Origin of the sequence: Pseudoflavonifractor sp. MSJ-30 (assembly GCF_018918045.1) — a bacterium.
Classification (GTDB): domain Bacteria; phylum Bacillota; class Clostridia; order Oscillospirales; family Oscillospiraceae; genus Faecousia.
This window is the reverse complement of the sequence record NZ_JAHLPU010000051.1, coordinates 149,213-165,587: the sequence shown is the minus strand read 5'-3', so window position 1 is coordinate 165,587 and position 16,375 is coordinate 149,213. Positions and strand designations below refer to the sequence as shown.

Here is a 16,375-nt window from a genome sequence, read left to right as displayed (position 1 = left end):
GGGATTTGAAATCCCATAATGTTATTATACTCAGGCAAAAAAAGAAATGCAATAGGGGCGACCGCATGGTGTCACTCCTATTGCATATTTGAATTGGTCTTACCGTCAAGATGTCGCTTACAGCGAACACCTCGCCTAATTCTTGCTTGTTCGACAGTGGTAATTACTCATGGGACATTATCTATCATACCAAGTTCATTGCCGACATTACCATTTCCCTGTATTGCTTTTTAACGCTTTCAGGCCCCTTGATTCGTACTTTCCCTTCAAAACCAAATATCCAGTTGAAAAAGACTTTTCCCACAGCAATTTCCTCGATTACACGGAAGTTTTGAAGATCCCCGGCATAGGTTTGAACATCTGGACCGAATCGGTCTATGATTGCATCCATTACGCTGTTATCGCAAAGTAATTCAACTTCAGCACGAGGAGCGTTATACATTCTGAATGTCGTTTTAATATATTTGCTTACATCAAAACCAACAGGTTGAGGCACGGCTGATTCATCCAAGATGCATGGGCACGCCGCAATTCGATCTACTCTATGGCTGCCAATGGCCTGGTACTTGTCAGAATAGCCTACAATATAATAGTTATCCCCATCCCATACAAGCGAGTACGGGCTAAATGTATAGCGCTCTCCGCCATGGTGCAGGATGCGTTCCTTCTTAATATTATACTCAATCTTTTGAAAGGAAATCTTTTTTCGCTGGTTAATTGCATCATTTATCGCATCAATAATATAAAGTATCTGCTTATTCTCAATCTTGCCTCGCCCGTCTACGATCACATTTCTCTTTAACTCTCTTGCTTTGTGGCTGCCAGCAAGGGATGTGAGTTTCTTGATAAGTTCATTGCTTTTTCCTTCTGCAATAAACTTCGATGATGCAACAGCATCAATTATCGTTTTCAGCTCGGCGACTTCAAATTCTCTCTCAATAAAGCGATACTGGTTCTGTGTAGACCGGCGCTCATCGATAGAGTAACCCGCCCGCTGCAGAACTTCAATGTCACTTTTTAGCGTTGTTCGATGAGTGTCAAGACCATATTCTCGCTTTAAAATATCGCAAAGCTGAGTAGTGGTCAGATAGTTGTCTTCATCTGTACGCTCTTTTAGAATTTGAAGGAGAAATAAAGGTCTGAGCTTTGCATCTATATCCATATTTCGCCTTTCATTTTTTCAGAATTCTAATCAGAGATTCTGCAATTATATTCGCTTCTTCAAAAGTGTTTTCTTTGCCAAATGAAATCCGAATCGTTCCCCTAGCATAATTATCTTCCAGTTTGATTGCCTTTAAGACATGGGAGATTTGCGTACTAACACTATCGCATGCAGAACCAGTTGATACACATATTCCCATCAAGTCCAAACGATGAAGAATTGCCTCTCCGTCTGCATCTTTGAATGACACGCTGATATTCCCGGGAATGTGATTCCGGGCACCGTTTCTCACAAAATCGAGCCCCGATTCCTTTAAGCGTTCAAGCAGGGCATGTTCAAGTTTTAGTACATGCTCAGCATTTTCGTTCAAAGTGGAACAGCTGATTTCAAGTGCTTTTGCCATACCCACGATAGAAGCAACATTTTCAGTTCCGGCACGCATTCCGAATTCTTGAGCACCGCCATCGTTAAGAGGCCTCAATTCAACGCCTTTTCGGATATAAAGAAATCCAACGCCTTTAGGACCATTAAATTTGTGCGCTGATGCCGAGAGCATATCAATACCCATCGCCTTCACATCTATGGGAGTATGTGCAATTGCCTGAACTGCATCAGTATGAAAAATTGCACCATGGGAATGGGCGATTCGAGCCAATTCTGCAATCGGCTCGATCGTTCCTATCTCATTGTTTGAGAACATGATAGAAACAAGCCTTGTTCTATCGGTAATTACGGCGCTTAGCTGTTCCGGATCCACCGTTCCTTCCGAATCAGGAGATAAGTAAGTTACTGGATAACCATGCCGTTCTATTGATGCGCAAGCATTTAAGAGAGCATGATGTTCTATTGCCGAAGTAATAGTTGCACGCTTATCTGGGTCCGAAGATGCAGATCCTTTTATAGCCCAATTGTCACTTTCCGTTCCCCCAGAGGTGAAGTAAATCTCCTCAGGGAGAGCGTTGATGCACTTAGCAATTATTTTTCGTGATTCAGCAAGTGCTTTTTTGGGTTTTCGTGCAAATGCATATGGCTGTGAAGCATTACCATACTCATCTGTCAGCCACGGGATCATCGCGTTGAAAGCTTCTTTATTCAGTTTTGTTGTGGCCGCATTATCGGCATAGATAAATTGCTTCATAGGTGTTTCCTCACTTGAAGAGGGTGCAGCCTTCTTCTTTAAACTCTTCAATTTTTTCCAATAGTTCGTCCACTGTGCAACCCAAATAGTCTGCAAGGCAATCCATACAGTAGAAATTTGTTATGTCTTTGCCCAACATCTTTTTGTTTATTCCTATGGTGTCTTTATCCAATGGCTTTTTACCACACGCAATACATTCTTTTCCCATTTTAGTCATCCACCGTAAAGAACGGAACATCCTTACCCTTGTATTCTGTATCTATGAATCCTTGCTGCAGTTTTATAATGCGCCGCATCTTCATTGCAGGAATAAGGCAATAGTCTCTAAACTCTGTCTTATCAACATCCATTTCCGACTGAACATTTGGGAAAAGAAGTTTAAGGTAAGCAGTTGCGATTTTCTTGATTGCTTTTGCGTCTCGAGTGTCGGCATCATCTGGTCCTTTTACAAGCTTCTCGACAATAGCGCTATAGCTCATATCGTTTCTCAGCTCATGTAGAATGGAACAAAAATACTCGGAGTTCAATGCCCATCCTGTAACCTTCAAACTATCGTTCATTCTTGGGATATCCCAGCCCTTCACAAATCCATGAATGCGATCAAGCAATGCGGTCTCTTGAAACAATGTTGGCAGTTCACCAAGCATGTATTCATATTCATTCATCTTTTCCTCTTTTATGTTGCCAAGGAAAACGACCCCCGCATCAGACTCTCCATTATATCCGTTTGCATTAAATGTTCCGTATTCCAAATATCCCTGCAGTATAGAGCGCATTTCATTCTCGTCACCAAAGTTAACAAGCTTCACTTCATCTATTGCAAGAAAGTCTGGACCACAAATATATCCAGGTTTTCTGCGGTTAGCATCATAGAACATCTTAGTTCTGGTTATTTTTCCGCCGTCAACTAAAAGCCCATATTTGCTTACATGACCAAATACATAGCTTTTTCCTGTTCCTTTGGGGGCCAATTCAATTAGATTAACTCTTTTTTCAACAAAAGGTAAGAGCCTGGTTAACATTGACAGTTTTTGCAGATCGGACTCATATCCATCTGCATTATAATCGATGGCTCCAAGAAGAACATCAATCCATTCGTCAATCGTAAAATGGGACCGCATTTCCTTATAATAATCAAGGTCAACGGTATATGGGCAGAAGTTCTTAAAACCGACGAGTTTGATTTTACCTGAGAGCCTAGGCTTAACCGTATCGTCTGGTGGACGATAGCCGAGTTTAATAATGCCCCATGTTTCACCATTTTTGACGAGCTCGTCTTTATAGGTTTCCCAAATAGAAGGCTCAATCATCGTCTCCTTTTCAGATACGCCAAAATCCGGAATTGCAAATGAAATTTCGCCAGTTTTGATATTAATATCTATAGAGATTCTTGTAAGGAGCTGAACCTGCTGATTTTCATAGACGATTCTGTTCTTAATGCTCATCCAGTCTTCTTTTTTGGGAATATACTTTTTAACAAACGCAGATACCTGCTGCATGTCAAAGTTTCCATATTCATCGCTAAAAGTCTTCAAAAGGTAATCTCTCAAGAAAGCAGGAAGCCCTAAAGAAGAGAAAAAGCTGTTATTCCTGAGATCCTTGTATACGACCATTTCATCAAAATAGTCACGCAGTTTTGTCACTTTTTATTCCTCCTTAGTTAAAAATCGAATAGGCCTGCGTTTTCCGACATTCCCATTTTCTTGATTTCAAACTTTTGACCGGAAGCAAGAATGTCATTCCCATTGAGAATTTCAAACGTATAAGTTCCTTTTCTTGTATAGTCAGCCAGATCGACGCAATAAATATATGGTTCTGATGTAGCTAAAGCATCATAATATTGCCCGTTCAGCATAATACCAATGCTATTGCTCTTTACACCAACATATATCCGAGGCGCTGCATGTTCTTTAGCGGCAAGTGTAATCACCCTTGACGAATCAAGAATAAATGCCTCAATATTAGTTTGCTTCCGTGTAATTTCTATAATTGGAACAGCGACCTCTTCCAAAGATGCTCCTCCATGTACTTCAACATTTGCCTTTCGTCCACCTTTGAATCGATCGTAGTTAGCCAAAACCCAAAATCCGTTTTCTTCGATTGCAGCATTTGGTTTACTATTCAATTCATTTACTGGGCAACATCTTCCAGAGTGTTCCCCAGATGTGGCCATGCTCCAGATGTTTTCCGTTTCATGTAAAACGGCTAATCTACTTGCACCATGGTCAGATATGATGATAGCCTTTTTATATGAGCCATTAAAAATACTTGCTTGGATTTTTTTCAAAAGCTCATCAATAATTTCAAGCTCACGAATAAGGTAAATCGGATTTTTCTCTTTTTCATAGTCAAAACTATCTTCGCCATGATGTTTGATATCGTCAAGATCCTTAATGTCCGCTATAACACACCCTTTGCTTTGAAGTGTAGCCACAAATTCTTTGTTTTGCGAGGTAATTGAAGGCAATTCACATCGCCCACAGGATACATCTGCAGATAAGCCATACTCGCTACACTTTTCTTGAATAAAGCCAAGATATTCAACACCAAGTGCATCAAGGAAAAATGCTCTAGAATTGGTAACATCAAGTTTTTCAACGATAGCCGCTCTGGGCTTTAATGCTGTGACAAAATCCATTTTTGTGGCTTGTTCATCAACAACCGTCTCAAAGGACGGGAGAATATGATTAACTACTTTTTGATACTTGTATGCGTCAAAATAATCGTCAAGTAACTTATTTTTAAAGCGGAATTTTGTCAAATAGCTCGCCAGATCCGGAAATACTTTTTTTAAAACAGAAATTAGTTTCAGAGTATCATACTTTTGACCATAGACATTAAGCCACGCAATTACCCTTTCTTTCTCAAGAATCGTTAAGTCAGTAAGATAATAAATCGCATTTTCGCCCTTGGTTGCAAGGACTTTGCAATATTCTGCAATCTCTGACAAGCAATCCTTAAGTTCTCCTAGAAGATCCTTACGCTGTCTATATAACTGGTCGAATTTAGCGTTCGATTTATCAACCGTCAAAATCAAACGAAAAATAGTTTTAATCAGCTCTTTCTCTGTCGAGACAGAATCTATCACCATTTGCAGATATTCGTTCTCTTTTGCTCCGCTTATAGACAATGCGATAAAATACAGCCATTTTTTATTGTCGTCATACTTCTGGTATGATGCTATTGCATGGCAGAGATTAAGCTCAGAGCCAAACTCCCCCTCTATAAGCTGACTCCAGTTCCCGTTTTGCCCCATTTTTTGAAGCGCATAATTCCACTGCTCTGGCGTGCCAAAGCTGTTAGGAACACTTTTTGTTCTTGGATCATTTCTCACCAAAATGTCATATCCGTTATTCAACTGAGAGATATGATAAATAGACTCAGGGAAACTGTCCTTAAGCGCCATCGTCGAAATGTATGCAGTGTTTTGTGGGCAGTTTTCAACGATCGCCCCAATTTTCTGTAGGCCCGAATAGCACCCGGCAAACGCAGCTGAAATGGAAGGATTAACAAAACAAATAACCGGCGTAGTATCTGACGCGCCGTCAACAATAACCACCCTACCGTTTTCTACAATTCTAGGATCCGAAAACTTCAAGTAGCTTTTGCACTGATATGTAAGCACAACTACATGGCCGGATATACCACTGGTAGCTAATGTTTTCAATGCTCTTTTTGTTGCTAACTCGCCATGAAGCTTTAGGAAACCAGTAACATTTGTAATAAAGGTATTACCGACATTTGCTGAGACAGCCGCATAGAGTTCGTCAACCTTCAGATCGCCGTCATCGTTACAAAAGCTCTCAATATCAGGGAAAGTGTTTTCCCCGACCTTAAAGTAGTCGATTATCTCTGACTTGTCTGATTTGGTTTGGACATCCACAAGAAGAGGCCAGGTTTTGTTCGAACAAAGATAAGCCTGTATTCGCTTTTTTGCATCGTTTAAGTTCATAAAACGACCTCCAAATTATTTTTGCCCTTTGATTATCTCCACGCCGACAGCAATGTTGTCTTCAATCAATTTCTTGAGGTAGTCCTTAAGCTGATCAACGGGCATATTGTCGATGACCTGCTTTGCTTCGCTGTAACCGGATTTCACATAGTTCGCATTTGCCATTTCCTTGATTTTCACCGAAACTTCTTTACTGCCCATCCAGTGATAGGGAGATTCCGTAACATGGCTTTTCAGATAGTCAATCACTTCATCAACATCGTCGAAGAGAATTGTATAATCTCCAAGGAAGACGTCACGGAATGCCTTATCTCGTTCGGATTTGCTGCTGAGTTTATCCGCATAGGTTATTTTGCTAAGATAATCCTCGGCTGTTGCGATTGATTCTTCATCTTTTGTTTTAGAGTTAATAAAGCCAAACACCTTACGCGCTATGGACATTTCAGCATCTGGGACCATAGCCAGAATCGGCATACCATATTTGTTTGACCATGCATACGGAGAGTCCGTACCAGTCAAATCAAGCCAATGCTTCTTCAACTGCGTATATTTTTGCGCATTTTTATATGCGGTGACAGCCTTCTGCACCTTGCTTGTATATTTATCAGGTTCCAACAGATAAGAGCTGCCAAATCCGTATGTATCGTCATCAAGAATTGCCTTAGCATCTTCTTCTGACAAGTCATCCAGATAATAACTGCATGCTTTCATAAAGAGCGAGCTTTGCGCTGCCATGAACTGCTTGAATGTATTGGCATTCTCTTGAAGCAATGCAAGAAATGGCTTTTTCTGTGAATCAAGAAGATTTCTTTGCTTATACAGAGAGCATAGCATTTCATAAAATGGCTTTGCATCGCCAAGCTCATTTTTAATTACAGAATAAGCGATGCAAATCTGACTGAGCTTGTCTACCCATGCACGGATGGTGTCTGCGAAGGTTGTGTTCTTTGTAAGAATACGATTGCTGATTTCAACAATCTCATATTCACAAATCAGTTCATCAATCTTTGCATTAACAGTATCCGTGTTCCACACCCAATTTGCTGCATCAGAACTGAATTTGTACTGGAGCTGATTAATATACTGCCCCCCGTCACCGATTTTACCCGCAAGGGAAGGAAGCTTTCCTCCGTCGTACAGCTTCAGATACTCCATCATTCCGCTCCGGCAATTGTCTTTTGTCAAAACAGATTTCAAGTCCTCTGCTGCACCAGGATTATCAATGCAAATCTGGCCGATGGTGAGAGCAATATCGTTGTCCGATTTCTCTCCGTCCATGTTCTTGTTATTAGCAATGCCGCAATAGTTGTCGATAAGTCGTGAAACCACATCTTTGCTCGTTTTAAAGGTATTGCCGTCAAGAACATACTTGACTACCCAAATCGGAAAGGAGAAACTCTTCATCTGCTCGCGAATTCTCGATCTGGTTTCCGTAATCGACACGCAGAACATTTCAGGGATATCGAAAGCTGTACAAGTTGCCTTGTTGAAAGCGCGTTCTGCTTCCGTAAGCGTAACAATGTATTTGTCCTTATAGCGTTTATCCGGTGTGTTCTCCTGCTTAATGATTTCGGAAATCATTGATGCAAGCTTGTCTGTATCCAGCGGTACAGTTGTCAAATTATCACTGTAGGAATAAATGCCGTTAGCATACTCTTTCAAGATGAAACCAAGAATAAACGCAGTAAGGTTACATGGCATAAACCCATACGGCTCCGCTTTCAGAACATCATAAATCCGAGCAATAGAAATTCTATCACTCTTGTCGAACGCCTCATCAACTATCTCGGTAACGGCTCTCTTCAGATTTGCAATATAAATGTGTGAGGTTTTCCAGTATTCCGGGACTTTCCAAGCGCCTTTCAATGCATTTTCAAGTTTTGTGGCCTCATTGCCGGATCGGAAAGTGCCTTTGGTTTCCTCTGTAATTCCGCAAGTTGCTCCAGCACCGAGAGAATTGGCATCATACATGGTGTTTAGGACACTTGTAAAAGTGCCCTCCAAACACTGCGGATAATGGAACTTGTCGATATCCATCAGTTTTTCAAACAGATCCGCTATATTCGCAACACGTTCTCCATTCGGAGCATAGCGAGAGTAGACATAGAAGGCACCGTTCTTAATGCGCTTTGCCCAATTGGAAAGAACCTCTATGGCATATCCTTCGTATGTCTTGCGCTGATCTATATCACTATTTGCAATTGCAAGTGCCATTGCATAGTTTTCGACAAATTCTGTATATTCGCTCTCACCAAGGAGCACGGAAGAACTGTCCACTACCACAGCATTTGTTTCGCGATTGCTCTCAAAGAAGTTTTCAATTTTCTTTTTCAGTGCACCACTCTCGGAAGAGTCTCTGCCTATAGTTGCTACAACATAAAGCTTATTTCCAGCTGTGCTTGGATTATTTGCCTTTTTGATTTCGCTGTCGAAGTCAGAAAGTGTGGCATAAGCAAGCGAGTAACGAAGCCTTAACGCACCAGTAAATTCAATCGTACTGCGCAGATTACTGCCGGCCATAAAGGTCATGTCCTTAGTAGATTTTTGCTTGGCTTGAGCGATAAACGGCGTAGAGTCGACATTCGGCCCATTGTTTTTGCAGCAATAAGAGAATACATCGCCGGTCAACGGTGTCCTTGTGATAACATGGTCGTTTAGCATCTTCATTGCGATTTTGGGCGCAGTAAACTGAAGGTCTGTTCCCTCAAAAGCAAGTTCAAGATTTCTGTTGTTTGGCAGAAAAATATCCCGATTGCCGGTCATTCGCTCAGAGACTGCCTGCAGAAGCAGGATTACCTTCAAGACGCTCTTTTCATCTTCAAGCAGTTCCTTGTCAAGCTTAGGGGTGTAGCAACTGAGAACCTCTTTGATTCCGTCGGCAAGTTTCTGGCTGCCGGTCTCATAAAAGAAGTTCCAGAGCATATCCGCGGTGAGGAAAGGATTGCGAGATTTGAAATCATAGTTGTCGATAAACCACTGAAAGGCATGAACCTGTTCACCTTCATCGTTCTTAATGAAGTTGAACATGCTTCTCGCTGTAGATGTGTAGTAGATCGAAATATGCTGGAGTAAAAGAGCCGCATACGGATGAATCGGGAGAACATTAGTCAGATCTTCATCGGTAAGATTAATTGCTTTCCTGACGGCTGCGCGGCTGGTTTGAGAACGTCTGTCAAGGCTCGCCCTGTTCTTTTCCCACTTTGCCGCCTTATCTTCATCCTCTGTTTTCTTCATTGCCTGATTCATGAGCTCAAAGGCAATGTTTTCGGGCAGTGAGATATGAATTGGAGAAACAAAACGGTCAAGAATTTTTCTCTTATCCGGGTCTCCGTCGGAGAAGTAGCCCTCTGCCTTATGCGTGACGATCAGCAGGCAGAATGGTGCACTTGCTGCCAGCTCTGCAATCTGCTGGAAGCCGGTCAGATGGTGCATATTGTTTTCAAAGTATTCGGAGAACTCATCCCAAATAAATACAAACTCTTTGAGATTGTTCTTCTCAATAACCTCACGAATCCAATCGCAAAGTTCGCCGGTATTCATGGAGAATCCGTTTCGAACTGCCGGAACCTTGAAAATCTTATTGATAAGGCTTCTAAGAGCTTCTTCATCGTACTCTCTCAGCTTTTTTAGGACACTATCTGAAGTATCTCCTCCGAGCGCCGTTTTGTATGTCCCTTTGGCATAGATATCAAAGCTCTGCCTGTTCTCCTCGTTTTCGAAGAAACGAATCAGAGAATTCTTCAGAGATGTATTTGCTGTATTTTCGATTCCCGCTTCCGTCAAGGCTTTCTCAATGCCTTCTTGCATAGCAACTATTAAGTCCGTATCGCTTTGAATATCAGAAGACCCATAGCGGTGGCAGACAAGTATTTTTCCCTCATTTTTCTGGTTCAAGAGCTTCTTGCAGAGGAAATTATCCAGTCCATATTTCTCAAAATAGGCGGTCGTCTCTTCATCGGAAGCTTCGATGAGCTTCTTCAGAGTGAATACCGCATGAGATTTACCGGTACCGTAAGCACCGTCCACCCACATAGACAGCTTCTGCTTCCGTTCCAAAACATCCACCATGGCCTTGAGCAGTTGAACGAAAGTGGGGTGCGGCCAGAACTTCTTCCAAAGATCCGGTTTCTCTTCTATAAGCTTTTTATCAACCTGGGGAAAATATTCGGGATCAATATTGAAATACTCTCTATAACTCATCTCCGTCTCCTCCTCAGAACAGCTCGTTCAGTATTTCCTCGGCGCTCTTATCGCTCTTTAAGGTGATATTATCGAGGCCCAAAGTAAATCGTGCTTCAATTAAATCGGGGTAGTTGAAGGTCAATCCGTTTAGAATCTTTTCCATGGTGTCGCGGTTCAATCCAAAAATCTGCGTAGGGCTGATTCCTTCGCTTTCGATGGATGTGTCAAGCAATCTCGTAAGGGTAAATTGTTTGTAGTTGCCGCAAGCTTCGGCGAATTTATACAGAGCATAAAGTATTACTTTTTCGTCAGGGTTTTCCCATGCTCCTCTAACAAAGTAATTGAGTGAGATTGTTTCCTTACCATTTGCTGAAATTTTTTCATCGTAATCAGCGATCTTTCCAAGCCCCAATTTTGAGCCGAACGGCGTTTTCAAAATGAAGACTTTTAACGCATCACGAACATTGCGTTTTCCGAGACCAGACTTGTCGTTCTCCATTATTTCTTCAAGCCTATAAGTTATAGCATCAAGAGTCACCGATTCATTAAACGGAATATTCTTTATAAACCAACGGAATTCCTCCGCATCTGATGCATAGACAAGGTTGCACATCAAGTAAGCCCACATGCTTTCGCTATCTATTCCTAGTGAAAACATCTTTTCAGCAAAGGAGTTTGGCTTAAACCTAATGTATTTACTTTCTTTTCCTTTGAGAGTCTTATCTTCGTAAACCATTCCTGCATCCTTAACGAAATTTAGGAAAGCGTCCTTCTTTTTGTTTGGAATTTCTCCATCTCCGTCTGTGTTCCAAAAATTTGCGCTTCCTTCATAATCAAAGTAAACGCGAAGCCAATTTTCTTTGACTCCGAAGCTATAATATCTATCAAGTCCAGTCATGCTTTTGGCTCCTATCCTATTCTTTATGGAATTATATCTCAAGCAATGGGAGTAAATATCGTGGCAACTGTGACAATGCTCACAATCACTAGATATTTTCAATCCGTTCGCCATGTCAATGCATCCCTTTTTGCATTCCGCAGCGCAATACCCACAGTTTATGCAATAAACGCTCTTAATTATTGAGCTTTTAAAAAGGGAGATAAATTTGACATCATCTTTTCCGTTTCCAAAGCTTTGGAATATAAATTGTTCTCCGCCATCGGGCATATCCTTGATTCGGAAAAAATATTGATGATTCTCATACTCTATACAGTATCTGTTGTCGTCGAATAATGTGAGAGGCCCGATGGTTTTTACCCATTCCTTCCACCTGATGTTTTTATTGAAAATGGTGATTACATTCTTGCCGTCCACAAGTTCAAAAGTATGGAGGTCTTGGCCAAAGTTTAGTTCTCTCCCACTCTTTCTAGTTCGCCAGTAACCAGACTCTACAAAATGAGTTAACTCATTAGGGGAGTAATGCTTCTTTCCACTAGTAGATGCTATACATTCAATATACGCGTTTGTTTCATCCGGATAACTTTGATGCTTCATAAAGTCATGTTTGCCCTGCGACATGGGACAAACCAAGCACCCAGCGCGCGTATTTCCTTTTTTATACGCTTCATTTAGAATAAGGTTGTTTTGGTAAATATACAAAAACAGCTCTGCAGTATTCCATTCCAAAATAGGATGACAGCTATATTGACCGGTATGCTTACCCCCATAGCTAATTCCATCATATTCGTTTCTAGATGCGCTTTCATCACCGCGAATGCCGGTAAAAGCCATTCCGGTAAAATCTCGCTTATCGAGGATATCTCGAAGTAGTGTAATCTGAGGTGTTGTCTTATGGACACTGCAACACCATCTAATTGTTACAGCTGGCGGGCCAAATACCTTCCAAGTTTGCTGGGGGGCAAGTTTCGATTTTGCTCGCAAAAATTCAATCTCTTGTCCCTCACAGTATTCTTTCGTTTTATTAACGACATCATATGTATCCGGGAATTCCATTCCCGTATCGCCGAACAGAACTTTAAAACTGTTATGTGGGAGAGCTCGCTGAACCAAATCTAGCGCAACAACGCTGTCTTTACCGCCTGAAAAAGCAACATAAAATACATCCACAACACTCTTATATTCAACATAAGTGTTGTATATTTTTTTGATGGTATCCTGAACAAGCTGTTCAAGGATGGCAATGTTTTTTTCGACCATTGCAGGTATATCTACAAACCTTAGAGGATGCCCTGCAGGCTCTGGATTGTCAATTATTTCGATTTCAGGTGCAGTAAAGAAACTGCCACCCTTCGTTTTTGCTACAAGCCTTCCGCGATAATAATAGCTGTTAACTTCCGCCCACATGTAAGGAAAACAGTCGTTTTTGTCGTATTCCCAATACTTGTCGAACCCAAGTATATCAAGTTCTTTATAGTACACGGGACGTGGCTCTTTAGAGAAGGCGAGCGGGGTCGGCGTCAAAACATATCCGCCTGTTGAGCTGTCCCATTCGTAAGAGTACATGTATGTTATTCCTTCCTTCTGCGTATTTGTGCTGCCCGACGCAGGGCTAGGTCGATGTCCTTGTAGCTGCGGCGGGATATTATATTCATATCCGCCAGATAGTTCAAAGCATCTACCTTTTTCAATTCAATGCGCCCATCGGCAAGGAAGGCCGCACATGCATCAACAAATTCTTTTATCTGTCCGTCTTCCTTCACAACAAAGCCGGCCACATTGTTCAATGACAGTCCATTGTTAACAAGAGCGAATCTTTTGCTATAGGAAAGCAGAAAGCTTTCGAGCAGGTATTCATTCCACTCATAACCCACATTCGGAAAAACGAGGAATGAATCTATCTCACGAATGCGAATGTAGTCTTTCGAAAGGAAACTGTTGATGGCTCTGTCAACTGCATCTGTATCAAAGGATATCATCTCCTTCGAGATAAACAGATCATGACTTACTCGTACCGACACCTCGGAAAGAGCTTCAAAGTAGATTACTGTGTCAAGCTCTTTGGACAGATTATAAATGTCATCAGCCGTAAAAGTCGGATGATGTTTCGCATAGAGCTGATAGATGTCTCGCATTTCATAGCGGTCTTCTGGTCTGCTAATTACTGCACCGTTGAAATTAAATTTGCCCAAATAGTGCGCAGAAATAGCATTCCGCACACCGAGAGCGGAAAGATACAAGTTGTTTTCAAGGAAAACGGGCATTGTTTCCTGAATTATATTCCATATATCTGTCCAGATTGCGTATCCATTTTCGGCGATAGAGCCATCAATAATTGCAGCGATCTTCTCAAGCTCCGGCTCTGAGATTTCAAAAATGTCCGCATGGAAGTATTCACCTTTGGCATTTCTGCGGAAGCGACTGTCAAATTTGATAATACTGTCTACTCTCTCCTTTGGAATGTGCGTAAGAGCCGTGCAAACATCCTCAACTTTCATCGGCTTGCCAGCAGACAAGAGAAAGTCTTCAACCTCGGCAGTGTCATCGATTTTTACATTCGCCTCGACTGACATATAGTCTTTGAAGAAATAATATTTATCAGGATCCGCAGTGAACTCGATAAACACACGAAGCATATGCTCATCCGCAAGAGAATAGCAGTTTGCAAAGGCATCTGCCAAATCTTCAAAAACAGCTTTATAATACAGAACCTTTTTGCCGGATGAAAAACTGTTCTCAATATAGGTAAACAGTTTTTCCCTTGTTTCGTCATCCATTATTCCTTCTGCAGGAAACAGGCGATTATTATAGAACACACCGCAGAGCCGAAGTTGTTTTTCAAGCGTGTCATCATCTGCGTCAATGCTGCTGTCATAAAGGTCTTCATATGTTTCGCGGAAGTTATCAAAATCAATTGAGTCAAAGGTAATACCATTGCGATATCGACACATTAGTATTTCAATGTATTTCTCTTTGTCAAAAGGGGCAATTGGCTGTTCCTGCGGTTTGTTTTGCAGCTGAGCACCTGTCTTTTTGACTGCAATACTCTGACCCGCCATTTCAGCAAACTTCGTGAAAGCAGCTCTGAAGCGATTGTGCTGCCGGATGTTATATGCGGCAAAGCCATCATCTTTCATCAAGGCGTTTAAAAGAGCAACCGCATCGCTTGTTGTCACATCATATATGCGATATGAAGTGAATCCGTAATCCTTTGCATATTTTTCAGCTGAACGAATAGCAGAAACATAACTTCGGCATGTCGGCTCCGCCATACACAAAGTTTTGTCAAGATAATCATAAAATGCGGAATCAGAAATAGTGTCATCTTTTCCTGCTTTTTTCTCATTCCTCGCGCTTATAGTATCGGCAGAAGCAAATGAGTATATCCCATTTTCAATTCTATGAGCCCACGGTGCATGGTCCAGTATGCCCTGAACGAGTTCACGGTCATCACTCTGGCCTAATAAACCAGTAATTCTGTTGAGAGAAAGTCCGGCAGGATCATCATAAATGCGTGAAATTGAATAGAGCTTTTCATAAAGCTTTTCATTCTCACTCCTGGCTTGAGACGTTCTCTTTTGCTCGGCTTCTTTTTTGAGCGTATAGGTAATAGACACTTTGTTAAGGTCAACGCCGCACAAACGCAGGAGCGTAGCAATCCTTGAAGCGATTTCTGTTGCCGAATGGTTCGTCTCAATAAACAGGCCATCAGTTATTGCCTTAGGCTTTCTCAATGCTTTCGAATTCATTGAAAACTCCGGTGCAGCCCCTTCTGAAAGAGATCCTCCGTCCACTATAATCTGTGGATAGTCCTGTTTCAACAAGAATGCAACTTTTGCGTAAAGACTTGCCCAGCTATTAAAATCGGTAAAGGTATGATCTTTATAGTTCAAACAGACTGGCTTGGAAAAGATCAAGCTTCCAATATCAGAAAAATCAAGACGAATTATATCATCAGAATTTGCAGCGGCAGTTGATAACATGCTATCCGGTTCATTCAATGCTTCGCCTTCAAACTCAGCTGTGTTTTCTTCCCGCGACGCTACATATGAATCTAAAAATGCTTTATAAAGCGGAATGGCCTTATCCATTTTGGCTGCCGCAGACCTATACTTTAGTCTAAAAAGTCTAAAAGAAAGCAATTTGGATGTAGCTGCATTGAATTCTGCCTTGTTTTGCATACTCCAAAAGCCATCCTTGCAAACCTTTTTCGAAACGCAATAGCGAGAGGCCACGTCTAATGCATCTATGATTGCGGATGGAGTATATTTCTTAATCGGATGCTCGTTTAACCACTGGGCAAAGAGAGCTTTTTTATCGATATTCTGTTGTGACAAGTCTGTCATTTCAATCTCCTCTTTTGCTCTCTTGAGTATCTCCTCAAACTTTTTAGGGTTTTCCTCTCGAAGTTCAGCAACCTCAGCATACAATTTACTTGCGCCAGGCATGCCTTTTTCACCATGGGTAAGCAAATAAGCCATCTTTTGCATTTGAAGCGCAATGCCATTTTCGTTGCGAAAAACATCGTCTATTGCTATATTTTTACTTATAGCACGCTTGCGTAAATTGGAAGAAACGGTCTTGACTACTTCCGATTTGGGTTTTCCCTTACGAAGGACCTCTTCACACGCTTCTATAAGAAGGGCAATCTCAAATTCATCCCACTCTATTCGTATTGCCATATGTTTTAATCCTCAATTATCTCAACAATGTCTTCAATATTGCAATGGAAGATACCACACAGGGTTGCGATTTCTTTTAAGGACACATATTCGGCTTTGGTAAATTGCCCCATCATGTATTGACTGAATCCGGCAGCTTGAGCAAGATCGCGTTTTGTCATTTTATTGTTCTTCATCAGTTTCCAAAGTCTGTCATAGCTCACGCGCATAGCCGATCGTCCTTTCTCATTTATCCCAATCAGGGCGCAATACGCCTATTTTTACAGGTTATCAATGGATATTTTATCACAAGACTTCGAATAATTCAAGGATATCGGTGTATTTTCTCGATATTTTTCGCAAGCTGTCGGTTTTGATCGAC

9 protein-coding genes are annotated in these 16,375 nt (G+C 41.4%); all 9 read right to left on the bottom strand.

Annotated features, from left to right (window positions below):
- Nucleotides 1-184: 184 nt before the first annotated feature.
- From KQI10_RS08295 to KQI10_RS08255, 9 genes are read right to left on the bottom strand one after another with little or no spacing between them, the layout of a single operon-like run.
- Complete coding sequence (locus tag KQI10_RS08295; RefSeq protein WP_253285217.1) at nucleotides 185-1,162, bottom strand: YafY family protein; 978 nt, start codon at nucleotides 1,160-1,162, stop codon at nucleotides 185-187.
- A 10-nt stretch (nucleotides 1,163-1,172) separates the two neighbouring features.
- The gene (locus KQI10_RS08290; RefSeq protein WP_216566935.1) at nucleotides 1,173-2,300 is read right to left on the bottom strand and encodes a cysteine desulfurase family protein; all 1,128 of its coding nucleotides are present in this window, start codon (nucleotides 2,298-2,300) and stop codon (nucleotides 1,173-1,175) included.
- Between the two features lie 10 nt (nucleotides 2,301-2,310).
- Entirely contained in the window at nucleotides 2,311-2,508 is a 198-nt protein-coding gene (locus KQI10_RS08285; RefSeq protein ID WP_253285216.1) for a hypothetical protein, read from the bottom strand.
- Nucleotide 2,509: 1 nt separating this feature from the next.
- Nucleotides 2,510-3,943: a BREX system Lon protease-like protein BrxL gene (brxL, locus tag KQI10_RS08280; protein WP_371818391.1), complete on the bottom strand. Its 1,434-nt coding sequence runs from the start codon at nucleotides 3,941-3,943 to the stop codon at nucleotides 2,510-2,512.
- A gap of 17 nt (nucleotides 3,944-3,960) precedes the next feature.
- A complete protein-coding gene (pglZ, locus tag KQI10_RS08275; protein WP_216566932.1) occupies nucleotides 3,961-6,252 on the bottom strand; it encodes a BREX-4 system phosphatase PglZ in 2,292 nt (763 codons plus the stop codon).
- 15 nt (nucleotides 6,253-6,267) lie between these two features.
- Nucleotides 6,268-10,452, bottom strand: a complete 4,185-nt coding sequence (locus tag KQI10_RS08270) for a hypothetical protein (RefSeq protein WP_216566930.1) — start codon at nucleotides 10,450-10,452, stop codon at nucleotides 6,268-6,270.
- 13 nt (nucleotides 10,453-10,465) lie between these two features.
- Entirely contained in the window at nucleotides 10,466-12,898 is a 2,433-nt protein-coding gene (locus KQI10_RS08265) for a phosphoadenosine phosphosulfate reductase family protein (RefSeq protein WP_216566928.1), read from the bottom strand.
- 5 nt (nucleotides 12,899-12,903) lie between these two features.
- On the bottom strand, nucleotides 12,904-16,014 hold the full coding sequence (locus KQI10_RS08260) for a hypothetical protein (protein ID WP_216566927.1): 3,111 nt from the start codon (nucleotides 16,012-16,014) through the stop codon (nucleotides 12,904-12,906).
- 5 nt (nucleotides 16,015-16,019) lie between these two features.
- Entirely contained in the window at nucleotides 16,020-16,223 is a 204-nt protein-coding gene (locus KQI10_RS08255; protein WP_216566925.1) for a helix-turn-helix transcriptional regulator, read from the bottom strand.
- Between the last annotated feature and the right edge of the window lie 152 nt (nucleotides 16,224-16,375).

Excerpts from the sequence above, each read along its gene's own strand:
- KQI10_RS08255 (WP_216566925.1), bottom strand. The coding sequence starts at position 16,223 with ATGCGCGTGAGCTATGACAGACTTTGGAAACTGATGAAGAACAATAAA.
- KQI10_RS08270 (WP_216566930.1), bottom strand. The coding sequence starts at position 10,452 with ATGAGTTATAGAGAGTATTTCAATATTGATCCCGAATATTTTCCCCAG.
- KQI10_RS08285 (WP_253285216.1), bottom strand. The coding sequence starts at position 2,508 with ATGGGAAAAGAATGTATTGCGTGTGGTAAAAAGCCATTGGATAAAGAC.
- KQI10_RS08260 (WP_216566927.1), bottom strand. The coding sequence starts at position 16,014 with ATGGCAATACGAATAGAGTGGGATGAATTTGAGATTGCCCTTCTTATA.
- KQI10_RS08295 (WP_253285217.1), bottom strand. The coding sequence starts at position 1,162 with ATGGATATAGATGCAAAGCTCAGACCTTTATTTCTCCTTCAAATTCTA.
- pglZ (WP_216566932.1), bottom strand. The coding sequence starts at position 6,252 with ATGAACTTAAACGATGCAAAAAAGCGAATACAGGCTTATCTTTGTTCG.
- KQI10_RS08265 (WP_216566928.1), bottom strand. The coding sequence starts at position 12,898 with ATGTACTCTTACGAATGGGACAGCTCAACAGGCGGATATGTTTTGACG.
- KQI10_RS08290 (WP_216566935.1), bottom strand. The coding sequence starts at position 2,300 with ATGAAGCAATTTATCTATGCCGATAATGCGGCCACAACAAAACTGAAT.